Annotated in this window: 21 protein-coding genes and 1 other RNA gene; all 22 read right to left on the bottom strand. The window is 42.9% G+C overall.

What is annotated here, in order from left to right; all coding sequences use genetic code 11:
* Window positions 1-265: 265 nt before the first annotated feature.
* On the bottom strand, window positions 266-1036 hold the full coding sequence (locus tag Q4E64_RS10675) for an SDR family NAD(P)-dependent oxidoreductase (RefSeq protein ID WP_303167898.1): 771 nt from the start codon (window positions 1034-1036) through the stop codon (window positions 266-268).
* A 1-nt stretch (window position 1037) separates the two neighbouring features.
* A complete protein-coding gene (locus Q4E64_RS10670; RefSeq protein WP_303167897.1) occupies window positions 1038-1790 on the bottom strand; it encodes an SDR family oxidoreductase in 753 nt (250 codons plus the stop codon).
* 11 nt (window positions 1791-1801) lie between these two features.
* Window positions 1802-2902 (bottom strand): 3-oxoacyl-ACP synthase III family protein, encoded by a 1101-nt coding sequence (locus Q4E64_RS10665; protein WP_303167896.1) that lies wholly within the window; start codon window positions 2900-2902, stop codon window positions 1802-1804.
* Between the two features lie 5 nt (window positions 2903-2907).
* Window positions 2908-4014 (bottom strand): 3-oxoacyl-ACP synthase III family protein, encoded by a 1107-nt coding sequence (locus Q4E64_RS10660; RefSeq protein ID WP_303167895.1) that lies wholly within the window; start codon window positions 4012-4014, stop codon window positions 2908-2910.
* Window positions 4015-4163: 149 nt separating this feature from the next.
* Window positions 4164-4811, bottom strand: coding sequence for an acetyltransferase (locus tag Q4E64_RS10655; RefSeq protein WP_303167894.1), 648 nt, complete (start codon window positions 4809-4811; stop codon window positions 4164-4166).
* 32 nt (window positions 4812-4843) lie between these two features.
* A complete protein-coding gene (locus Q4E64_RS10650) occupies window positions 4844-5962 on the bottom strand; it encodes a DegT/DnrJ/EryC1/StrS aminotransferase family protein (protein ID WP_303167893.1) in 1119 nt (372 codons plus the stop codon).
* An 18-nt stretch (window positions 5963-5980) separates the two neighbouring features.
* Window positions 5981-6718: an ABC transporter ATP-binding protein gene (locus tag Q4E64_RS10645; protein WP_303167892.1), complete on the bottom strand. Its 738-nt coding sequence runs from the start codon at window positions 6716-6718 to the stop codon at window positions 5981-5983.
* 9 nt (window positions 6719-6727) lie between these two features.
* Window positions 6728-7504, bottom strand: coding sequence for an ABC transporter permease (locus Q4E64_RS10640; protein WP_303167891.1), 777 nt, complete (start codon window positions 7502-7504; stop codon window positions 6728-6730).
* Window positions 7505-7532: 28 nt separating this feature from the next.
* A complete protein-coding gene (locus Q4E64_RS10635) occupies window positions 7533-8483 on the bottom strand; it encodes a hypothetical protein (protein WP_303167890.1) in 951 nt (316 codons plus the stop codon).
* 24 nt (window positions 8484-8507) lie between these two features.
* Window positions 8508-9050 carry a dTDP-4-dehydrorhamnose 3,5-epimerase gene (rfbC, locus tag Q4E64_RS10630; protein ID WP_303167889.1) on the bottom strand — a complete coding sequence of 181 codons (543 nt, stop codon included), beginning with the start codon at window positions 9048-9050 and terminating at the stop codon, window positions 8508-8510.
* 61 nt (window positions 9051-9111) lie between these two features.
* Window positions 9112-9996 carry a glucose-1-phosphate thymidylyltransferase RfbA gene (rfbA, locus tag Q4E64_RS10625; protein WP_303167888.1) on the bottom strand — a complete coding sequence of 295 codons (885 nt, stop codon included), beginning with the start codon at window positions 9994-9996 and terminating at the stop codon, window positions 9112-9114.
* A 6-nt stretch (window positions 9997-10002) separates the two neighbouring features.
* Entirely contained in the window at window positions 10003-10884 is an 882-nt protein-coding gene (locus Q4E64_RS10620; RefSeq protein WP_303167887.1) for a hypothetical protein, read from the bottom strand.
* Between the two features lie 2 nt (window positions 10885-10886).
* Window positions 10887-11705: a glycosyltransferase gene (locus Q4E64_RS10615; protein ID WP_303167886.1), complete on the bottom strand. Its 819-nt coding sequence runs from the start codon at window positions 11703-11705 to the stop codon at window positions 10887-10889.
* A 2-nt stretch (window positions 11706-11707) separates the two neighbouring features.
* Window positions 11708-13117 carry an undecaprenyl-phosphate galactose phosphotransferase WbaP gene (gene wbaP, locus Q4E64_RS10610; protein ID WP_303167885.1) on the bottom strand — a complete coding sequence of 470 codons (1410 nt, stop codon included), beginning with the start codon at window positions 13115-13117 and terminating at the stop codon, window positions 11708-11710.
* Window positions 13118-13441: 324 nt separating this feature from the next.
* Entirely contained in the window at window positions 13442-14731 is a 1290-nt protein-coding gene (locus Q4E64_RS10605; RefSeq protein WP_303167884.1) for a replication-associated recombination protein A, read from the bottom strand.
* 18 nt (window positions 14732-14749) lie between these two features.
* A complete protein-coding gene (locus tag Q4E64_RS10600; protein WP_303167883.1) occupies window positions 14750-15664 on the bottom strand; it encodes a nucleotidyl transferase AbiEii/AbiGii toxin family protein in 915 nt (304 codons plus the stop codon).
* Entirely contained in the window at window positions 15651-16277 is a 627-nt protein-coding gene (locus Q4E64_RS10595) for a DUF6088 family protein (RefSeq protein ID WP_303167882.1), read from the bottom strand. The genes Q4E64_RS10600 and Q4E64_RS10595 overlap by 14 nt, the downstream gene beginning before the upstream one ends.
* 153 nt (window positions 16278-16430) lie before the next feature.
* A non-coding RNA gene (ssrS, locus tag Q4E64_RS10590) (6S RNA) lies at window positions 16431-16615 on the bottom strand.
* 178 nt (window positions 16616-16793) lie between these two features.
* A complete protein-coding gene (gene aspS / locus Q4E64_RS10585; RefSeq protein ID WP_303167881.1) occupies window positions 16794-18581 on the bottom strand; it encodes an aspartate--tRNA ligase in 1788 nt (595 codons plus the stop codon).
* Window positions 18582-18601: 20 nt separating this feature from the next.
* Window positions 18602-19861 carry a histidine--tRNA ligase gene (gene hisS, locus Q4E64_RS10580; protein WP_303167880.1) on the bottom strand — a complete coding sequence of 420 codons (1260 nt, stop codon included), beginning with the start codon at window positions 19859-19861 and terminating at the stop codon, window positions 18602-18604.
* 170 nt (window positions 19862-20031) lie between these two features.
* The gene (hemZ, locus tag Q4E64_RS10575) at window positions 20032-21489 is read right to left on the bottom strand and encodes a coproporphyrinogen dehydrogenase HemZ (protein WP_303167878.1); all 1458 of its coding nucleotides are present in this window, start codon (window positions 21487-21489) and stop codon (window positions 20032-20034) included.
* Complete coding sequence (locus tag Q4E64_RS10570; protein WP_303167877.1) at window positions 21486-22556, bottom strand: AI-2E family transporter; 1071 nt, start codon at window positions 22554-22556, stop codon at window positions 21486-21488. The genes hemZ and Q4E64_RS10570 overlap by 4 nt, the downstream gene beginning before the upstream one ends.
* Between the last annotated feature and the right edge of the window lie 63 nt (window positions 22557-22619).

Here is a 22619-nt window from a genome sequence, read left to right as displayed (position 1 = left end):
AAGAGGTTAACAGATACCAACACAAACGCGCACTCGCATTAACTGCTCGTAAATTGGCACGCTTAGTCTTTGCTCTGCTCAAAGGCAACTGCTTATACCGTGCAGCGGAATAATATCTTCTGCAATTAATTGGGCTCTGCTTATTTTTTGAAAATTATAATAAGCAGGCTTTAGGTGGGTGTTTCTTTGTCTCCAAAAACAGCATAAAATCTTTTATCTTTTTACTGATTTTTAGCTTGACATATTACCGCTGGACTTTTCTTTATTAAAATATGTGTCCTTCAATGCTCCCGCCATCATTCCCCGCAGATAACCAGATAGATTGACCAGAAATCTTTTTACTTAGATCACTCAACAAAAATAATATAGCATTTGCAACATCCTCAGCCTCCAACATGCCCAATGGATATATTTTAGCTAAAGCTTCACTAGTAAAACTTTGTTTTAAACCAGCTCCCATCTCGGTATCTACTGCTTCAGGACAAACTGTATTAAACCTTATTCGTCTAATAGCCATTTCCTTTGCCGCTGCGATAGTATAGGAATTTATTGCCGCTTTTGAAGCCGCATAAACTCCTTGTGATTTATCTGGTAGAAATCCAGCTCGAGATGATACGCTAACAAATGCAGCTCCATCATTACTAATTCGTTTTGATGAAAAAGTTTTTATTATTGCCATTAATGAAAAAGCGTTGGTAGCAAAGATTTGATTTATCTTTGTTTCATTAGCCATTCCAATAGGCAACATAGTGTATATACCAGCAGAGAATACACATCCGTCTAATTTTTCTCCATCTAATTCAACTGCTTTTTTTACAACAGTTTTCGCTGCGTTAAAATCAGAAATATCACAAATAATTATATGGTGATTAGAACCACTAAGCCTTTCATATGTTTGTTGTAATTTATTTTCGTTGCGGCCAATCAATACAAGTTTAGCTCCCAGCATACTCAATTGCAAAGCAGTCTGCCTACCAATGCCAGAAGAAGCGCCAAAAACAACATATTTTTTACCGCTAAAATCCAAACTCTGCATTTTAAACCTCCCAAGTTTTAGCTTCATCTACATCAATAGCAACGCCAGAAATATATTTCATTGAATCACTTAATAAGGTAACGACAATACTAGCAACCTTATCCGGCAACATTAAATAATTAGGCAACGTATCCACACAATCACCGTCAATATCTTTAACTGCCTGATTAGCTAACATTTCTGTTTTTATTCCGCACGGACATATGGTATTCACTCTAATTTTTCTAGGTCTCAATTCTTTGGCGGCGCTTTTCATAAATGCATCCATTGCGCCTTTAGAAGCACCATAAACAGCATTAGCAGCCTGCCCGTACACTCCCACACACGAAGATATACCAACAACAGCTCCGCAATCATTGAACAATCTCTTTTGCGCAACACATTTTAACAACGCCATAAAAGAAAATGTATTTATTGAAAAGGTTTGTACAATATTATCCAAAGACATACTTCTTAAAGGAACAGGGACAGCTACTCCAGCACAGTGTGCAATGTAATCAAATTTCTCCCTATCTTTGGCAACTATATCTTTTATTGTTGATACCAATGCGTTGAAGTCTGCTAAGTCCAAAACACGATATTGGTGATCATCACCAGTCATTAATGATATTGTTTTCTTTAACTCTATTTTTCGTCTAGAAATAATAACTATTTTAGCTCCCATTTTACTTAATAATATAGCAACCTCTCTACCAACTCCTGAAGATGCTCCTGTTACTAAGACTTTCTTACCATTGAAATCAAATTTATCCATTTCATTTTCTCCTAAAAAAAGTTACTATAGTTTATACCGTCATCATAACGTTCGCTAACTCTAAATACGGGAAAGCAAGTTTGTGGATTTACATCAATCCCCACTATACCTAATGATAATCCAATACCAAATCCGCAAGTCAAAATTTTTCCATTAGTACTAGAAATATTTTGGTTGCTATAATGTTCACAAATAGCTAAAGGTATAGATGCACAACCAGTATTACCATAATTAACAATAGAAAGTGGAATCTTGGAAATAGGGAATTTAATCTTTCTAGCTAAATTACTTATAATTAATTTATTAGCCTGATGACAAGCCAATATTTCATAATTATCATAATCACACTGGAAATATTCTTTAAAGTCCTTGATCATTGTAACTACTTCCTTTAAAGAAAAGCGCATTACATCCATGCCTTCCATGTAAAATTTATTACGTAACTCGCATGCTTTGGCATACCCTAGCTCAGCTACCAATGGCCAAAATGGATGTCTTTGCCCACTATATGGAGATACTAACATCTTAAAATCTCTACCAATAGAACGTAATAAACCATAAGTTGAATTAGCAGACTCGTCATACTCCAATAGCGTAGCAGAACCGCCATTACCAAAAAGCATAGGAATTTCAGACGGAACATAGTTTTCCGGTAATTGCTCACCAGTAGAACCTGCTAATAATAAAACACTTCTACACCCAGAATTAATATGCATGCTGGCAAGATATAATCCATAAACATACGCTGAGCATCCAAGAGGAACATCATAGCACATACATTCATCAGTCAGTCCTAATCTATCTTGCAATATGCCCGCCGTTACCGGTTGCAAATAATCACGACTAGAAGATGCAAAAATTAGAGCATCAATTCTTCTTCTATCATAATTCAGTTCTTTTAGTATTTTCTCAGCAGCCGCATAGCATAAATCGGAAGCAGTTATGCCTAATCGATGTGTAGTAAATCTTCGCTTAACACCGGTAGACATAATAAATTTTTTGACATGCTCTTCACCAAAAAGTTCATTATAATCAGTAGTATACTCTACATCATCCGGAACGCTCGCAGCTACAGCCTTTATTTTTACATTATTAAAATTAAAATATGTCATTATATTTATCCTTCTTGAAAATAAGTTTCACTATCTATTTCATCATCAAACACCTTGTTTGTTTTTATAATAGGCAAACATTTACTAAAGTCCAAAGAAAATGAAGCAACAGTAACATTCAAGCCAATACCAAAAGCCAAGGTCAAAATTTTCTTTTTACCACTATAAAAATTTCTCTTTTCAGCATAATCACAAATATTGACAGCCGTACTAGCTCCTCTAGTATTACCAAATCTATCTATAGAATTAATTACTTTTTCTTTTGGCGCCTTAATTCTCTTAGCCACGTTATCGATAATCATCTTATTTGCTTGGTGTATTGAGATTAAATCATAATCATCCATCGATTCAGCAAATTTACTTAAAAAGGCTTTTGTAGTGCGAGGTGCATCTTTTATACTAAAAGTAAATACGTCCGTTCCAGACATATAAGTCGCATTATTATAAAATGTAGCAAATTCGAAACCTCTTTTTAATGCGACAACAGATAATGGATGTCGTTCCATTCCATAAGGCGTAATCAGGGCTTTGTATCCACGCCCAATAGTCTCTATCCCAATTCTAATCGGAGGCACATTTTCTTCGGTCTTCTCTACTATTATTGCTACTCCTGCATCACCAAAAAGCAATCCATTCTTGTTGCTAGTCTCACCTCTATTAGGATTAGAATCGCCTACCAATAGCAATATTTTTTTACATCCCGCCATTATGTTGGCGCATGCCATCTGCAAACCGAAAGGAAATGCAGTACAGCCGATGTTTGAATCATAAACTAACCCACAGTTATTTAAACCTAAACGGTATTGAACAACACATGAAGTAGGTGGAACAAAATAATCCGGCGTCTGTGTAATCATAATTAACCCATCAATTGTACCTTTATCAACATCTAACTTTTCAAACAGGTTATTTGCTGCTTCAACGCAAAGATCTGCTGTAGTTGTTCCTACTCCATATGCATTATATTTTTCATAAATTCCTGTAGCAGCACAAAATTTTTCTACTTCTCCGTCTTCAAAAAGATGTACATACTCCTCCATCTTTTGATGTCTGTCAGGAACGGCAGTAGCCATTCCAGCAATTCTGATGTTCCTAAATTCAAAAAAATTCATAATTCTCCTTGTAATTCACGTAAAATGAAACTACTTTCCTTTCATAAATTATTAATATATAATTAAATATTCCTCATCTAACTCTACATTTCCACCTCTCTCTCGTAATACTTTTATATATTTTGTTTATCTATATCAATTAATTAAAATCATATTTCAAACATATTAAACACCCTGCCCTCAGTATTATATCCTATCCGTTTAGCAGGATTTCCTATCATAATTGCTTTTTCCTTTACATATCTTAAAATAACTGTTCCAAGGCTAATAATAGCATCACTGCAAATTTTTACTCTGTCCTTTACCATTGCACCTGGTCCCAGATAAACACGATTTCCTATTTTAGCATAGCCCCCAATAAAACAAAACGCTGATAAAACACTATGGGCACCTATAATAGCATCATGTCCAATTACAACTCTGCCATTAAACAGCACGTTAGATTCAACAACAACACCTGTTGAAATATATCCATCGCAAAGGATACAACCCTCGCCAATGCTTGCACCTGGAAGGACACAGCAACTAGGTCCATATATTGTTGCCATTTTATAACCTGCCGCTTTAATTTTTTTATATAGAATTTCCCTTACAGCTGGTTCTCCATTAGCAATTATAAACTCTATATTATCATTATATTCGCAAAGCTTATCAAATCGAAACACCTTTGCACCTTCAAACCATTCATCATCAGTAATATCATCTACAAAAATTATTTCATTCCATACACATACACATCGTGCTAATGATATTAGCTCTTTACCCAACCCTCCAGCACAATATATAGCTAAAGTCATAACTAAACCACTTCCTATTCCTATGTAATCCATTACTTTTTACAACTAAGAACTATATCAGAAATTCTATATACATCACTTATACATAATTCTTCATATAATGGCAAGGTCAACACTCTTTTACTAATATGTAAAGCAACGGGAGTTTTATCAACATTAAATTGTCCATGAAAAGCATCAAACGTATTAGTTAACGGATAGAAATATTTTCTAGCAAAAATATTATGTTCAGCAAGCTTTGCCAGCACTTCATTTCTAGTTGCACCAAATTGCTTTTCATCTATTACTATAGGAAAGTAAGCATAATTCTGCTCAACATCTCCTTGTATTTTATTTAAATTCATTCCATCTATATTACTCAAACATTTCCTATATTCATCTACTAATTGCTTGCGTCTTTTAAAACATATATTTATACGTTTTAAATTACATATTCCCATAGCTGCACAAAACTCGTTCATCTTAGCATTAGCACCAACAGAATCTACTATTTCAGGTCCTCTAATCCCAAAATTTTTTAGTCTGTAAATGTTTAAACCAAAATCTTTGTTCCTATCACCAAAGCATACAGCACCACCTTCTATAGTATTAAATACCTTGGTCGCGTGAAAGCTAAAACAAGAAACATCGCCAAATGTACCTATACCTTTGTTTTTATATTTCACACCAAATGCATGAGCAGCATCATAAATAACTTTTAAACCATACTTTGATGCAATATCTTGAATCTTATCTACATCACAAACATTTCCATATACATGGACTGGCAAAATAGCACTTGTCTTATCTGTAATTAAAGCTTCAATTTTGTCAACATCAATAGTAAAATCATCAGGATTTATGTCACAGAAAACTGGTGTTAAGCCATTTCTTACTATAGCATGTGTAGTAGATGCAAAAGTAAATGGTGTCGTAATAATTTCACCTTGCAGATTCAACGCTTGTATTGATAGCTCTAAAGCCATGTGACCATTAGTTAACAAATCTACATTATCTACTTGCAAATAATTCTGCAGCATACTCTGTAATGTTCTATGTTTTTCTCCCATATTAGTTAACCAATGGCTTGTCCAAATATCTCTAATTTCTTCTATATATTCTTCTAAATTTGGTAACGAAGATTTTGTAACTAGTATTGTGTTGTCTTCCATTGTATTATAATCTCCCAATTAAGTATCTGTATGTTGATAATACTTTAAAGCTTCATCCACATCGCCAACAAACCGCATATTCCCCCTATCAATCCACACCGCTTTACTACATATTCTTTTTATATCTGCTGCTGAATGCGAAACAAGAACTACTGTTGTTCCCCCATTCATCATTTCTTCCATACGCTTATGACATTTATTTTGGAAAGCTTGATCGCCAACAGCTAGTATTTCGTCAACTATCAATATTTCTGGCTTAACAATTGTTGCTATCGAAAAGCCTAACCTTGCTACCATACCGCTGGAATAGTTTTTAACGGGAACGTCAATAAAATCTTTGAGTTCGCTGAATTCAACTATTTCATCGTACTTTGCAAGCATAAGTCTTTTACTGTGACCCAAAATTGCTCCGTTAAGGAAAATATTTTCCCTTCCCGTAAGCTCATAGTCAAACCCCGCTCCTAATTCTATTAAAGGGGCAATGGAACCATTTACAGCCACTCTTCCTTTAGTTGGCGTTAATACGCCGCTGATAATTTTTAACATAGTGCTTTTTCCACTGCCGTTTGCTCCTATCAAAGCGCAGGATTCTCCTTTAGCAATAGAAAAACTTATGTCCCTCAAAGCCCAAAATTCTTCAAACGTAGCGTTCTTTAACTTTAATTTTCGTATAAGTAATTCCTTAATATTATCAACGCGCTCGGAAGCAAGATTAAAGCGCATCGATACATTATCTACAATAATTGCCTTCTCCATATCTCCCACCTAAACGTACAGTATAAATTTATTTTGATTCTTTTTAAAAACTCTCACACCTAATATCAAAACACCCATCGAAAAACAAATGCAAAGCAAATGTTCTGTAAGCGTAGGCCATTCTCCATAAATTACTACTTTGCGAAATATCGTTATAATGTCATAAAGTGGATTAAGCACCAGCAAATTCTGTAGCCAAGGCGGTAATAAATTTGCCGGATAAAATATCGGCGTTAAATAATTAAATGCCGTTAAAAAAACACCATAGAGATGCTGCATATCTTGAAAGAACACCATTAACACTGATAGCAACAATCCAAACCCAATACAAAACAACAAAAGATATATAAGAACTACTGGTAATAAAACAAGAGTTATATGGAAAGATGTTGCCGTAGCCATCATAACAATAAATAACGCTAACATGGAAAAGAGCATTGTTGTAAAACAAGACAACACTCGTGATAAAGGAAAAATATATTTCGGTAAATATACTTTTTTAATAAGGGCAGCACCGCCTAATATTGAATACATGGCCATACTTGTTGATTCAGAAAAAAAAGTATAGATTAACTGCCCAGCTAAAAGATATACAGGATAGTTAGGTATATCAAAGCGGAACATATTAGAAAAAACTATTGTCATAATCGTCATCATCAGCAGCGGATTCAAGACACTCCACAAGTACCCTAAAACGCTTCGCCTATATTTTATTTTTAGATCCCGTACAATTAACTCTTGTAAAAGCCAATTATAGCCCCATAATTGTTTTAAATTTTTAATCATAAATTAAAAGCTCTTTTCTTTATCTTAGTTAAACAAAATATTTCTTACATTCCTCAAGGAAGTATTGTGCTCCTAGGATATTTCTTTCATTCATTTTTTTTAGATTTGCAATGCATTGCACTCTAGTGTCAATTGCAAAAGATATTTCTTCTTCATCTTCGCCATAAGCAACTCCTAGTGGTCGCTCACCAGTGCTAAGATAATCTTTTTTACTTTTACCTGCTTCGAGTACAACTACTGGAATGCAACCGCAAACAGCGGCAATAATAGTATAAAAGGTTTGCGTATCATAAAAATAACACTTTTTATATTTATTAAAGGCTTCTACCTTTGCTTCTTCCGACCAATTATCAATAATTGGTCCGGCAAATTTGCTTGGCAAATCTCTTCTACTCTTACCCTTACGAACAATATAACAACAGCCTTTTCTTTCATCATAATTTATTTTTTTATAAAGATTAAAGTCAAAATTTTGAAACCACAGTCTTTTACATTCTGGATTTAATTTGTAATCGTTAAATATATCGCGATAACAAAAGAATAAATCACCTTTCCCATATGCTCCATCATCATTAGGAAACCGATTAAAATATAATAGCCAACGCACTACTTTATTTGCATTTAAATGATTGCCATAAATCATATCCGGATAAACAACAACTGTATCTTGAGAAATATAGGGCAATATCTTTCGCTTGCAGCCTTTGATAGGTTCATAAAAATAATCTTTAAAAATCTTGCCTTTTCCTAAAGAGCAGGCACTGCTTAATATGTAGATTATGAGTTTAATGTTGTCTTTAATATTAAACAGAAGCCAATGTTTCCAAAATGAAATTCTACTTTGCTTTTTTTGGCAACCTTCACCTGAAAAATATAAGATGGATGCATCTACTCCTAACGCAAGTAATTCTCTGCATAAAATATGTAATGCAATAGCCCCTCCGCCATTTTGTCTTGGCGACACAATAACAAATTTCATAAACAGTCCTCATTTAATGTATGTTTAACTATCCCTTTGCTCTCTTATAAATGGTAAGCTCTTGTCTTTATCTGAAAGAATGGGTCTTTCAATTCCCCATTCCACGCCGATGTCCGGGTCGTTCCAGCGAATGCCGCCGTCCGCTTCCGGCGCGTAATAATTATCCGCTTTATATAAAAACTCCACGTCGTCCGTCAGCGTCACAAAGCCATGACCAAAGCCCCGCGGAATTAAAAGCTGCTTTTTATTTTCCTCACTCAGTTCCACCGCTACCCACTGCTTATATGTCGGACTGTCGTGCCTCAAATCTACTGCAACGTCCAACACTGCTCCGCGCACGCAACGTACTAATTTAGCTTGAGCCTTATCGCCCTTTTGAAAATGAATCCCGCGCAGCGTACCCTTAACCGTACTCTTGGAATGATTATCCTGCACGAAATTATAATGCAAGCCCAATTCGTTTAGCTTCCGCTCGCTCCAGCTTTCCATAAAGAAGCCCCTGCTATCGCCAAAGACGTCGGGCTCTAAAATAACTACGCCCTCCAACTTTGTCTTTGTAATTTTCATCTGCGCACCTCGTTTTCAGCTTTCAATTCTGTAATCTATTCCAAGAAGCAATCTATAAAACTCAAAACTCTTTCAAAATTTTGCCGTCAGCAACCTTTTGCAAATACTGACCATAAGGCGCTTTGCCATATGCCTTAGCGCTGTTCAACAAATGCTCTTCATCTATCCAACCATTATTGAAAGCAATTTCTTCCAGCACGCTTACCGGAATTCCCGCGCGGTTCTGCACTGCTTTCACAAACTCCGCCGCTTCATTCAAGCTGTCCACCGTGCCCGTGTCCAGCCAGGCGTACCCGCGCCCTAACGTCACTACGGAAAGCTCGTCGTTCGCCAGATAAATTTTATTCAAATCCGTAATTTCCAGCTCGCCGCGAGCAGACGGCTTCAAGCCTTTAGCATATTCGCAAACTTTATTATCGTAGAAATAAAGTCCGGTAACGGCATAATTGCTCTTGGGCTGTGCCGGTTTTTCTTCTAAAGAAATTGCTTTGCCGCTGGCGTCAAATTCTACTACTCCGAAACGCTCCGGGTCGTCCACATAATAGCCGAAGACCGTCGCGCCCTTTGTATTTTGCGCCGCTTTTTGCAAGTGTGCAGTCAGACCTGCGCCGTAAAAAATATTATCGCCTAAAACCATGGCGCAGCTGTCGCCCGCAATGAACTCTTCGCCCAAGATAAACGCCTGTGCCAAACCGTCGGGCGAAGGCTGCACCTTGTAGCTCAAGTTAATTCCATAACGGCTACCATCGCCCAATAAATTTTCAAAATTAGGTAAATCGTGCAGCGTGGAAATAATCAAAATCTCGCGGATGCCTGCCAGCATCAAAACCGACAACGGATAATAAATCATCGGTTTGTCGTAAATCGGCAATAATTGTTTGCTGGTTACCATCGTCAGTGGATACAGGCGCGTACCGCTGCCGCCCGCTAAAACAATGCCTTTCATAAAGCATTACACCTCTTTCTCAAGATTTAAAACTCCATGTATATTATTAATGTAATCTCTAATTCCTTGAATAATATATTGCAACCTTAGCATTGGCTCATCCAAGAAAAATATATGCAACACATTTCTGACCGTTAATCTAAGAATAAATCTCATTCTAAAATTCCAAGGAATATACTTCTTCCAAAAAAGATACAAACAATCCCTAGTCTGATAATACTCTCGAAACGGCTTGGCTATACGTAAATCAAAAAAACCAAATATTCTTTTCTTCCCCTCGCCAACAGTATGATGGATAATTGTTGCATTGGTCATAAAGCAACTCATTCCGTTATATCTAAAACGCCAGCAGATATCCCAATCAGCCATATCTAAGAATATTTCTTCATTCCAAAAGCCTATCTTCCTTAAATTCTTATATTTACATAACATGGATGAAGTAATCATACTTTTGACAGCGATAATATTGTCGCTAACTACTTTCTTCAATGTTGGTATTTCCGTTTTCTGCATACTTTCATTGAAAAATACAGGTCCTACACAGCCAACAGCGTAATTTTTTTTCTCAAGCCATTCGTAATCTTTTTCTAAAGTCACGATATGCTTTTCCGGTATCTTGGTATCCTGGTCAAAAAAAATTATGAAATCGTCATCTTGCCAAGCAAAGTTTGTGTTTTTAAGAATTTTATTAAATCCCAGAGACAACCCTAAATTTTCTCCCCAAAAACAATACTGCAAATTATTTATTGATTTAAATAAAAGCAGATTATTTTCAGGACTATTGTCACAAATAATTACTTTATTAACCTGCTCAGCTATTTTTCTAACATTTTCGAGATGACTCGTATTAGGATAAAACACAGTTATAATTGCAATAGTATTTGCCATTTCTAAGAACCCCTCAAAAGGTTTTTATAAATTGCTACTCTCAAAAAGTTTGGTATCAGCCGCATAGCCGACCTTATTAACACATTTTTTATATACTGATAAACATTTATGAAATCGCTTTCATGTAAATTTTTTTGAAAAGCTAAATCTTGCTTTAGATACCTCCACCCGCCGCGCCGGGCAAACATTTCTTCCCCAGCTCGGACGTTTACCAGCACCTCCGGCATATTCGCCACCTTATAGCCCTGCTGCAGTATCCTCACCCACAAATCGTAATCCTCGAACCACAAAAAATCCCGGTAATTACCGCTGGTTATAACGGCGCTTTTCTTAAACACCACCGTCATATGCCGGAAAGGATTGCGCTTCTTGGCGTAAGACAAAATTGCTTCATGAGCACAAGGCAGCTTAGTTATAGTGTCCGGCTTATCGGCGTCCTGGGAAAATTCCGTTATCCAGCCTCCTAGCAGTGCAATATCATGATGCTTTGCAAGATAAGCCATCTGCCTAGCGAAGCGGTCGGGCAACGCTATATCGTCGGTATCCATGCGGGCAATGTACTCATGAGTGCAGGCTGTCACGCCGTCGCGCAGCGCCAAGCCTAAACCGCGGTTCTGTGCGAAAGGCAGGACTCTTACGTTTTGCTGCTTTGCGGCAAAATCGTCTATCACCGCGTCCAAAGCCTGCGTTAAGCCGCCGTCCTTGACGATAACAATCTCGTCCGGCTGCAAGGTTTGTGCGGCAATACTCTGCAAAGCCAGGCGCAGATATTCCGGCTTTTCATTTTTATATACTGAAAGCAGTACGGAAAATTTCAACATTCTCAATACGCTCCCCTTCTACCCAACACCGCGGCAAAAGTCCGCCACAGCAGCATTACGTCCAGCCACACGCTCCAGTTGCGCACGTACCAGCTGTCCAGCTGCACGCGCTCGTTATAGGTGGTATCGCTTCTTCCGCTCACCTGCCACATACCGGTAATGCCCGGCTTGACCATCAGGTAATCGCCGACAAAATCGCCGTAGCGTTTTAATTCGTCTTTGATTATCGGCCGTGGCCCTACTAAGCTCATCTCGCCGCGCAGCACGTTAAAGATTTGCGGCAGCTCGTCCAGGCTGGTCTTGCGCAAGAACGCGCCGCTTTTGGTAATGCGCGGGTCGTTTTTCAGCTTGAAGTCGCGCTCCCACTCTGCTCTCGCTGCCGGGTCGTTAGCCAGCAGCTCCGCCAGTTTTTCCTTAGCGTCCACGCACATACTGCGGAATTTATAGCAGGAGAACGGCTTGCCGTTCTTCCCGACGCGCGTGTGCTTAAAAATCATCGACCCCGGCGAATCGTAATATATCCAAAGCGCAATGAAGATTAAAATCGGCGAAATCAAAAGCGTGCCGCAAAGCGTCAGCGTATAGTCGAAAAGAGTTTTCAGCCAGCGGTTCAGCGGCCGCGCCAGGTTATTTTTTAAGCGCAGGATTAAAAGCTTTTCGTTGAAAATACTTTCCGCTTCCACAGCGCCCAAAGGCACGCCCACTAAATTGGGAATCACGCCGATGTTTTTTACCAGCGGCTGGATGCGATAGATTAACATCCCCAGCTTGCGTTCTTCCAGCCCCGGCGCGGCGATAAAGACCCGCTTGACGCCCGTTTCCTTAATCACTTTTTCCGCGTCGGCAAATTTACCCAGAACCGGATATTTTTGCAAGACTCCCGGCTGCACTTTGTTATCTTCCAAAAGGCCGACGATTTTATAGCCCATGCCCGCGTCCTGCGTAATGCTTTTCGCCAGCAGCTCCGCCGTTTTGCCCGCGCCGATGATAATCGTCGGCGCTTGCAGCAAATCCCAATGCAGCAGCAAACGCTTAGCGCCGTACCGCAACAGCGTCAGGAAAACGAAAGCCAGAATACCGAATAAGCCCACGAACATTCTGCTGGTGGTGGCGGCGATGCGCGCCACGTACAAAACAAAAATTACGGCCAGCGTACCGTAGCAGCAGGCGTGGAACAGTTTTTCCACTTCCTTGTAGAAGGGCATACGGCGGCTGTACAGCTGTCCCAGATGAATAAAGAGCAGGAACAGGCTGGGAAATACTATCCAGAAATTGAGCCAGGAAATATGCAGATTTTGCGAATGCGTTATTATATTACGTAATATAAAAGCGCCTTGCTCTGCCATAATCAACGCTGCATAATCCATCAGCACGAACAGCAGCATCAGCACAGCTCCGTAATACCGTTTCACAAAACCTCTCCCCATCCCTACAATTCATCTATCTTCAGACTGTCATTATTTGCGATTTATATCAGTTTTTCATCTGTTATAATTTTATGAATATCTAAATTACTATCATATATTATAAGTCCTTTTTTCATGCCAGTCAAGCCGATATCATTCCTGACTTTACAGTCAGTAACTATATCATTTCTCTCCTAACCCTGTACAATAGCTATTTTTGCGCAAAAAAATAGCAGCTGCCGGATTTCTTCCGACAACTGCTATTAACCTGCAAAAAAGCAGCTGCCGGAACTTGCTCCAACAGCTGCTTTTGATATGCTTTTCAATTTTTTATTTTTTGCGCCCCGTATCCTGCCCATTGCCGCTGGGAATATAATACCGCTTACCTGCCAGCTCGTCCGGCAAATACTGCTGCGCCACCCAACCACCGGGAAAATTATGAGGATATTTATAATCTAAGCCATGGCCTAACGCTTTAGCTCCAGGATAGTGAGCGTCCCGCAAATGCTTGGGCACACTGCCGCAATTACCATGCCGCACATCGCTGCGGGCATTGGCGATCCCCATATAAGCCGTATTGCTCTTTGGCGCATTAGCAATATAGCACACCGCCTCGGCTAAAGGTATCTGCGCTTCGGGAAAGCCTACGAAATCTGCCGCTTGCGCCGCCGCGTTGGCCACTACTAACGCCATAGGATCAGCAAGCCCTACGTCCTCGGCAGCGCAAATAACGATACGGCGGGCAATAAAGCGCAAATCCTCGCCGCCTTCGATCATGCGCGCCAAATAATGCAGCGCTGCGTCGGCGTCGCTGCCGCGCATACTTTTGATAAAGGCGCTGATGATATCGTAATGCTGGTCGCCCTTCTTATCGTACCGCTGCATAGCCGTGCCGATAACGCTGCGCAGTACCTCCACCGTCAGTACGCGCTGGCCTGCTTCCGGCAGCATAAACTCAGCCTGCTCCAAAATATTCAACGCTCCCCGCGCATCGCCGGCGGCAAAATCGGCAATGATCTGCAGCGCCTCCGTCTCGGCAGTAAAGCTGCCGCCAAAACCGCGCTCCCCGTCGGCAATAGCCCGCTGCAAAATCTGCACTAAATTCTGGGGCTGCAGCTTTTCCAGGCGCACAACCTTCATGCGGGATAACAGCGGCGAATTTATTTCAAAGAAGGGATTTTCCGTCGTCGCGCCGATAAGCACGATGGTGCCGTTTTCCACATAGGGCAGCAGTACGTCCTGCTGCGCCTTGTTAAAGCGATGTATCTCGTCGATAAAAACGATGGTGCGGCCTAAGCCGCGGCGCTGCTCCTCCTGCGCTTTAGCAATGAGTTTGCGCAGCTCCGGAACGCCGCTGGCAACGGCGTTAATGGATACAAACTGCTCGCCCGTTACATGGGCAATAACCTGCGCCAGCGTCGTCTTGCCCGTGCCCGGCGGCCCGTAGAAAAGCACGGATTGCAGCATGTCGCGCTCAATCATGCGCCGCAGCGGGCTGCCCTGCCCTACGGCCTTTTCCTGCCCCACAAAATCGCTAAGCTGCTGCGGCCGCATTCTGTCGGCCAAGGGTTTGGTCTGTCTATGTTCTTCTGCAAAAAGATTACCAAATAAATCCTGCATATTTATCACCTGTTATACTCACAAGCAAAATTCAAACGCTTTACTTGCAATTACTTCCTCTAAAGCTTGTACAGCCTGATTATATGACACATCTTCTAAAAGAAGTTTTTTGGTTAGATTATTATAATCACGTTCATAAAATCTTTCAGAAATTATATTTTTCAATATTTGATTCGGATTTTGCCCGGTCTTAGCTGAATAACAAACCGGCGAAACGGCTCTATTTTCCCTTATGTCAACTACTAATGCTCTAAATTGCTCATTTAAAGAAATAGCCGGTAAAAGCATATAAATATCATATATATGCCTAGAATTACTGCTTTCCTTTGCAGCAAGATAATAATCACAAATTGCAAAAATTTTATCGGCAAAGGTTCTGCTAAGTTCCTGAACGGGCATTACAAAAGGCTCTAGTTGATAATTCTCAATAAAAGGAAGATTCTTTTCGGATAAGTAATCGCCCATTATATTATTTACAGGCAACTGCACCACTGGAAAGGCAATCGTTTTATAAACTGTTTCCAGTATAATCTGCGACTCTATAAAATCATTTTCAATTGGAATAACAGATTTATATTTTATAATGTATTTATTATAGTTTCTTCGGCTCAAAATTTCATCAGGATTGTCAAGCTTTAAATTCAGCTCCTGTATTATAGCCAGAATCCTACTTTTTATATTTCGTTTCTGCCCTTCTGTGGGTTTAACATGTGTCGTTAAATCAATATCTTCTGAAAAGCGGGAAATGATTCTATAACACTTAGATAAGGAAGTCCCTCCCTTAAACACCAAATCAGGCAATGCTTGCGTCAAATATTTTAAAATAATAGTAACATAATAATCCTTTTCAACAATCCATTCCTCTATGCCCTTTTCTTTAGATATTACGGATATTAACTCCTGAAATTCTTCTCTATTATTATGAATAAGCATTGATGAGGAACCCCATTTCATAGAGATTTTTATAAACAATAGGCGGATAGTACTTTAAATACTTTTCTATCGTCGAAAAAAGTAAACCTGTTTTTTTTATATACAGCAATATTTTTTCTTTAGCCTCATGCTTCGATATCTCCAGAAAGGCATTTATATCTTTTATAAGATCCAAAAACTGCAAAACCTGATAATTTGTAGAATCAACGGTAATTTTAGGCTTACGCATAATAACAGTAATATTTCCTATCGATAATTCTTTATATTCCTTTGTCGCTTTATTAGTGACTATTTCAACGACAGAGGCTACTTGAGATGTTAAACCTAATTGATTAGCTAATCCTAAACCGCTAACATAACCTATATTTTCATTATCTTGTTTTAGATACTTCTTTTCTATAATACTATTTCGACTAGGGACAGCTTCAATATTAAAAATTGTCATTTTAGGAAGATAGTAAATTCCTCTGTCATAACGGCGCAACAATCCTTTATCTGTAAGTGATTTTAACTCTTGACGCAACGATGTACTCTTATAAGGATATTTTTGCAGCTCATTACTCAAAATAGGCTCGTTAGGAGCATAATTAGCTTTAATGTATTCGTACAACATGATTTACACCTTCTTTTATACAAAAGAGAAGTACTAATCTTCTTTTTTGTATTATACCATCAAACAGCGTTCAAATACAAGTTTTTTGCAAAAAATAAATCTCAGAATCTAAATTTTCAGGTTCAGACTCCAAGATTTATTACATAATTAAAATTAATCCCCACAATGCCGTCCTAACTCCATGTTTTGAACCTGCATGTGCAGGTGGGTACCTTCTCTCCCATCGCAAAAGTCCACTCTAAAGGAGGCTTGTTTTTGAAGGGAGAAGTATCAGGTTCCCTAGGTAAGAGTGTTGGCTCAAAACCTGTGGAGCAATGTAACGAACATCGCAGGGGTATAATTTGTCGGTTTTTTAATTGTCTCCGCCTTACTTCGACATAAATATCATACCAAAAACCGCGGTTTTTTTCAATGGAATTTTGTGAAATAATTAACAAAAGCCGCCTTTGCGGCAATAGTGCAACACTACTGCCGACAGGCGGCTAAAAAACTTATTGTTCGTTCAAATGATAAAGCTTATTTTTCTTTTTTCATGAGCAGGGACGTTTTAATGTGCAGCTCGCGCAGCTGTTTCTCGTCCACGTCGTTAGGAGCCTGAGTCATCAAATCGGAAGCGCTTTGAGTTTTCGGGAAAGCGATTACGTCGCGGATAGAATCGCGCTGAGCCATAATCATGATCAAGCGGTCCAGACCGAAGGCCAGTCCTCCGTGAGGCGGAGCGCCGTACTCAAAGGCGTTCATCATAAAGCCAAATTTCTCCTGCGCTTCCTCGTCGGTCAGGCCGATAGCCTCAAAGACCTTCTTCTGTACGTCGCGGCGATGAATACGGATAGAACCGCCGCCGATTTCCGTACCGTTGAGCACCATATCGTAAGCCTTGGCGTACACCTTGCCGGGATTGGTCAAAAGCAGCGGCAGATCCTCGTCGCGGGGAGCGGTGAACGGATGGTGCATAGCCACGTAACGTTTTTCTTCCTCGTTGTACTCGAACATCGGGAAGTCTACTACCCAGGTAAAGGCCAGCTTGTCGGGATCGATTAAGTTGAGACGTTTAGCCATCTCAATACGCAGTGCTCCCAAGGCAGCAGCTACTACAGAGGGCTTATCTGCTACGAAGAACAGCAGATCGCCGGGCTCAGCCTTGGCAGTTGCCAGGATAGCGTCCATTTGCTCTTGAGTAAAGAATTTAGCAATAGGAGATTTAACAGTACCATCTGCTAAGTATTGGATATAAGCCAAGCCCTTAGCGCCATAAATAGCAACAAAATCTTTCAGATGATCAGCTTCACGGCGAGGAATATTAGCATAGCCTTTTACATTGATCGCCTTAACTTGACCGCCGTTTTCGATAACAGAACGGAATACAGTGAAGTCAGCATCCTTAACAACATCAGCCATATTTACCAGCTCCATGCCAAAGCGCAGGTCGGGCTTATCGCTGCCGAAGCGGTCCATAGCCTCGTCCCAGGTCAGACGATGGAAGGGAATTTCGATATCCTTGCCCAGCGCGCCCTTGAAGATGTGATGGATCAAGCCTTCCATCAGAGCCAAAATTTCATCCACGTCCATGAAGGACATTTCCATATCCAACTGGGTAAATTCCGGCTGGCGGTCGGCGCGCAGGTCCTCGTCGCGGAAGCAGCGGGCGATTTGGAAGTAACGCTCCATGCCTGCTACCATCAGCAGCTGCTTAAAGATTTGCGGAGATTGCGGCAGCGCATAGAATTTGCCGGGGTTTACGCGGCTGGGAACCAGATAATCGCGAGCGCCCTCCGGCGTGGATTTGCACAGCATAGGAGTTTCGATCTCCAGGAAATGATTGTCGTCCAAATAGTCGCGCATCAGCTTGGCAACCTTGTGGCGCAGAATCAGATTGCGCTGCATCTCCGGGCGGCGCAGATCCAGATAACGATATTTCAAACGCAGGTTTTCGTCGGTGTCGATGCCGTCCTTAATATAGAACGGAGGCGTTTTAGCGCTGTTCAGCACTTCGATTTCACGGGCCAGCACCTCGATGGTACCGGTAGCGATGTTTTCGTTAATGGTTTCTTCGTCGCGCAGACGCACGCTGCCGATAACCTTAATTACATATTCGTTGCGGATATCCTCGGCAGTTTTAAAGCTGCTGCCTGCGGAATCGGGGTCTGCCACCACCTGAACTACGCCGCTGCGGTCGCGCAGGTCAATAAAAATCAATCCGCCATGGTCACGTCTTTTAGCAACCCAGCCGCACAGTACAACCTGCTGGCCAGCCTGCTCCTTGCCCAGCTCACCGCAATGGTGGCTGCGTTTTTCGTTAATCATCTTTAGCACCTCTACTCTAATTATTTATCCTGAAAGAATTTGATGATATCATTTACAGCGATTTCCTGTTGCTGGCTGTCGGCCATATTACGCACGGTAACATTGCCGCGGGCAGCTTCATCCTCGCCAAAAATTAAAACGTATTTAGCCTGGAATTTATTGGCCTGCTTCATCTGCGCCTTCATGCTGCGGCCGTTAAAGTCGTATTCGACCTTCAGCCCTGCGCGGCGCAGCTCGATGGCCATTTTAAAGGCCAGCGTAAAACGCTCCTTTTTAGGGCAGACAACGTAAACGTCGATGCCTTCGTCAAAGGCCGGCAAAAGCTGTTGCTTTTCCAGCGCCAGCAGCACGCGCTCCATGCCCATGGCGAAGCCGATGCCGGGGCGGTCTTCGTCGCCGCTTATTTCCTTCACCAAACCGTCGTAACGCCCGCCGCCGCAAACGGCGCTCTGCGCGCCCAGGGGGGCGTACTGAATTTCAAAAGCGGTTTTAGTGTAGTAATCAAGGCCGCGCACCAGATTGTGGTCAACCTCGTAATCCACGCCTGCGGCGGTAAGCAGCTCCTTCAAGCCTGCAAAATGCGCCTTACATTCGTCGCACAGGCATTCCTCCAGACTGGGAGCGCCCATGCCCAGCTCGTGGTCGTGCGGATTTTTGCAGTCCAGCAAGCGCAGAGGATTGCGCTCAAAGCGCCCCTGACAATCGTGGCACAGCTCCTCCAAATGCGGTCTAAAGAAGGCCTGCAGCTTTTCTCTGTGCAGCGGACGACATTTAGGGCAGCCTACGGAATTTATTTTCAGCTTCAAGTCCTGCAATCCTAAAGATTGCAGCACCTGTACCGCCAAAAGAATAATCTCCGCGTCCACATTTGGCCCCGTAACGCCCAGCGCCTCCACGCCAAACTGGTGGAATTCGCGCAGGCGTCCGGCCTGCGGGCGGTCGTAACGGAACATGGGACCCATGTAATACAGCTTAACCGCCGCATCGTCCTTGCTCAGCTTATGCTCGACATAGGCGCGCACGGCGGAGGCGGTATTTTCCGGGCGCAGCGTAATGCTGCGGTTGCCTCTATCCGTAAAGGTGTACATTTCTTTTTCTACAACATCGGTAGTATCGCCGATGCCGCGTTGGAACAGCTCTGTATGCTCAAACACAGGAGTTCTGATTTCCTTGTAGCCATATTGGGCACAAATCCGCCGCATGGTTTCTTCCAGATAACGCCATGCGCTAACGTCAGAAGGCATAATATCCTTCGTACCTCTGGGGGCTGTGGTCAGCATGTCGTTGCCTCCTTATATACTTTATTATATAAAAACTCCTTCCGTCTGCTCGCTTGCAAGCTCGCAGCCACCTTCCTCTAAGAGGAAGGAAAAAGGTCAAATATCTGCTAAATATATTGCCCCTTCTTTGAGGGGGCTGGCATTTTGCCTAGCAAAATGCCTGGGGGAGCTTAAATATTGCTTGCAAACAACGCTGCTCGCTTGCGGCACAGCTCCGGCAGGCTCCTGGCATAAACCGCCACATTCTTCGGCATATTCAGCTTGCGCAGGTGGTGCCCGTCCGCCAAGGGCGCTTTGCTGGCCGACGCAGGCCCGATGCCAATGACGGGATGGCGCTCCTCCATCATCTGAATGTTATAAACGCTTTCCGTACCCGGCTTGGCATAGCCGATATTAGCCAAATGCCCCAGCATATAATGCTGCCGGTACAAATAATAGGGCGCCAGACCCATTGCTTGCGCAACGCTTCTGCCCCGCTCCACCATTCTCGCCGCCGCGTCGGCGTCCAGCGTCATAGCCGACCCGAAGAGCGGCGCGCTGCGCTTTAACGTCAGCGTATGGACGGTCAAATTTTCCGGCGCTAAGCTCTTTGCCTGCTCCAGACTGTAGGCGATATCAGCCTCGCTTTCCTGGGGCAAGCCGATAATCAAATCCATATTCACTACAGGAATCGCGCTTTGACGCACCATAGCGTAAGCGCGGTAAAAATCAGTTACCGTATGACGGCGGCCAATGAGCTTTAAGGTTCCGTCGTGAAAGGTCTGGGGATTCACGCTGATGCGGTTCACCCCCGCCGCCTCCATAGCGGCTAATTTGCCCGGACTAAAGCAGTCCGGCCTGCCCGCCTCCACGGTAAATTCGCTGACGCCGGTTCCTGCCAGCAAACGCGACGCAGCCCGCAGCAATCCGCCGAAGGCTTTTTCACCCAGACTGGTAGGCGTACCTCCGCCGATATACAGCGAGCGCAGGGACAAACTATGCATACTTAATAATTGTACCACATTTTGGATATCTTGTTCAATCAAATTTACAAAGTTTTGCTGAGATTCTTCGTCCTGCGGCACAATTCCCGCCGGAAACGAGCAATAGCCGCACCGCGACGGGCAATAGGGTACGCCTATGTAGATACCGGCGTCCTGTAAGCGCGTCGCGTCGGGCAGCAGCGCCTTTTGCCTGACGGCAATATCGCGCAGCAAGCTGCCCTGAGTTTCCGGCAGCAGATACTTGCGGTTCAAAAACTCAGGCAGCAAAGCGGCGCTCACGCCCTCGTCCAGCAACTTATGAGCCAACTTGCCCGGACGCACGCCGGTCAAAATGCCCCAGGGCAGCTGCGGCCGCCTACACGTCAGCGCACTGAACGCTTGCAGCACTGCCAGCTTGACGCAGCGCGACGCTTCGCCGCTGGTAAGCCCGCCAGCCGCGGCGCTCCAAGCCACATCCGCCGTAACGCGCCGTCCCGCTTCCTCCAGCACGGCAGTTACGCCGGAGGCCGTCCGCGTCAGCGTCAGCAGCGCCCTGCCCCGCTCCGACGGCTTATAGTCAAAGAACGCGGCCATGTCGCACACGGGCCGCGTTATCTCCCACGGCAAATTATGCCGCAGGCTAAAGCTTAATTGATTATTATTCATGGACGGGTTTCCTCCGCATGCCACAGCTCCTTGTACAGCACCCGGTAAACGGCCGCCACAGGCACGGCGAAAACCATGCCCAAAATGCCGAACAGCTTAGCGCCAATCAGCAGGCTGGCAATAACCAGCACAGGATGCAGGTCGATCTTCTGTCCCATAATCTTGGGCAGAATATAGTTGGCGTCCAGCTGATAATACACGGCGTAAAAAATCGCCACATGCAGCGCCGCCGTCGGGCTTTGCCCATAGGCGATAAAAATCGCCGGAACTGCGCCCATCAGCGAGCCGACGACCGGCACGGTTTCGGCCAAAATAGCCCAAAAGCCCAGCACCAGAGGAAATTCCACGCCCAATAGCGCCGTGCCGACGGTAATTACAAAGCCGGAAATCAGGCTCAGCTTAAACAAGCCGCGCACATACGCGCTCAGCGTGCGCCCAATTTCATCGATAACATGAGCGGCCTTGGGCTGAACGTCGTAATTAAACAGGTTGACGATCATTTCGCGCAGCACGCGCCAATCCTTCAAGAAGTAGAACGCCAAAAAAGGCACGATAATCATACCAATCAGGTTCTGCACAATATCCAGACTGCTTTGCAGCAGATTGCGCAGCACCATACTCACAAAGCCCATGGCCCAGTTAATCATGCTGTCCACCAGCATATCGAAGCTTGATGGCAGCATGGGTATGCGCGTCGGGTCGCGCAGAAGCGCATCCAGGCTCTGGATGTTGGACTTCGCGGCAAGCTGCGGCAGCTTCAGCAGAAATTCGTTCATCTGCCCAAAAAGCGGCAGCACGATAAAGGCGATAACGATAATAAAGAAAATGGCAAACGCCAGCAGCGCCAAAATAATCGCCACCGCCCACGACAGCTGGATCATGCCATGAGCCATGCGCACCTGCGAAATAGCGTTGACCAAGGGGTACAACGCGAAGGCCAAGGCTACCGCCAGCCAAACCGGCAGCATAAAACCGGCCAACAGGTACAGCACATAGGACACGCCCGCCGTAACGGCCAATTTAAAAATTGTACTTTGCTTTACTTGCGACCAATATTTAAACATCATTAATTATTGCAGGAACGATAACTCCCTCCGTCTGCTCGCAAGCTCGCAGCACCTCCCTCAACG

The organism is Phascolarctobacterium sp. (genome assembly GCF_030531065.1).
GTDB lineage: Bacteria > Bacillota > Negativicutes > Acidaminococcales > Acidaminococcaceae > Phascolarctobacterium_A.
This window is presented reverse-complemented; position numbering and strand designations above follow the sequence as displayed.

Bases quoted from the DNA above. Each gene is read 5' to 3' on its own strand.
- Q4E64_RS10675 (WP_303167898.1), bottom strand. From the start codon at position 1,036: ATGCAGAGTTTGGATTTTAGCGGTAAAAAATATGTTGTTTTTGGCGCT.
- Q4E64_RS10670 (WP_303167897.1), bottom strand. From the start codon at position 1,790: ATGGATAAATTTGATTTCAATGGTAAGAAAGTCTTAGTAACAGGAGCA.
- Q4E64_RS10665 (WP_303167896.1), bottom strand. From the start codon at position 2,902: ATGACATATTTTAATTTTAATAATGTAAAAATAAAGGCTGTAGCTGCG.
- Q4E64_RS10660 (WP_303167895.1), bottom strand. From the start codon at position 4,014: ATGAATTTTTTTGAATTTAGGAACATCAGAATTGCTGGAATGGCTACT.
- Q4E64_RS10655 (WP_303167894.1), bottom strand. From the start codon at position 4,811: ATGACTTTAGCTATATATTGTGCTGGAGGGTTGGGTAAAGAGCTAATA.
- Q4E64_RS10650 (WP_303167893.1), bottom strand. From the start codon at position 5,962: ATGGAAGACAACACAATACTAGTTACAAAATCTTCGTTACCAAATTTA.
- Q4E64_RS10645 (WP_303167892.1), bottom strand. From the start codon at position 6,718: ATGGAGAAGGCAATTATTGTAGATAATGTATCGATGCGCTTTAATCTT.
- Q4E64_RS10640 (WP_303167891.1), bottom strand. From the start codon at position 7,504: ATGATTAAAAATTTAAAACAATTATGGGGCTATAATTGGCTTTTACAA.
- Q4E64_RS10635 (WP_303167890.1), bottom strand. From the start codon at position 8,483: ATGAAATTTGTTATTGTGTCGCCAAGACAAAATGGCGGAGGGGCTATT.
- rfbC (WP_303167889.1), bottom strand. From the start codon at position 9,050: ATGAAAATTACAAAGACAAAGTTGGAGGGCGTAGTTATTTTAGAGCCC.
- rfbA (WP_303167888.1), bottom strand. From the start codon at position 9,996: ATGAAAGGCATTGTTTTAGCGGGCGGCAGCGGTACGCGCCTGTATCCA.
- Q4E64_RS10620 (WP_303167887.1), bottom strand. From the start codon at position 10,884: ATGGCAAATACTATTGCAATTATAACTGTGTTTTATCCTAATACGAGT.
- Q4E64_RS10615 (WP_303167886.1), bottom strand. From the start codon at position 11,705: ATGTTGAAATTTTCCGTACTGCTTTCAGTATATAAAAATGAAAAGCCG.
- Q4E64_RS10605 (WP_303167884.1), bottom strand. From the start codon at position 14,731: ATGCAGGATTTATTTGGTAATCTTTTTGCAGAAGAACATAGACAGACC.
- Q4E64_RS10600 (WP_303167883.1), bottom strand. From the start codon at position 15,664: ATGCTTATTCATAATAATAGAGAAGAATTTCAGGAGTTAATATCCGTA.
- Q4E64_RS10595 (WP_303167882.1), bottom strand. From the start codon at position 16,277: ATGTTGTACGAATACATTAAAGCTAATTATGCTCCTAACGAGCCTATT.
- aspS (WP_303167881.1), bottom strand. From the start codon at position 18,581: ATGATTAACGAAAAACGCAGCCACCATTGCGGTGAGCTGGGCAAGGAG.
- hisS (WP_303167880.1), bottom strand. From the start codon at position 19,861: ATGCTGACCACAGCCCCCAGAGGTACGAAGGATATTATGCCTTCTGAC.
- hemZ (WP_303167878.1), bottom strand. From the start codon at position 21,489: ATGAATAATAATCAATTAAGCTTTAGCCTGCGGCATAATTTGCCGTGG.
- Q4E64_RS10570 (WP_303167877.1), bottom strand. From the start codon at position 22,556: ATGATGTTTAAATATTGGTCGCAAGTAAAGCAAAGTACAATTTTTAAA.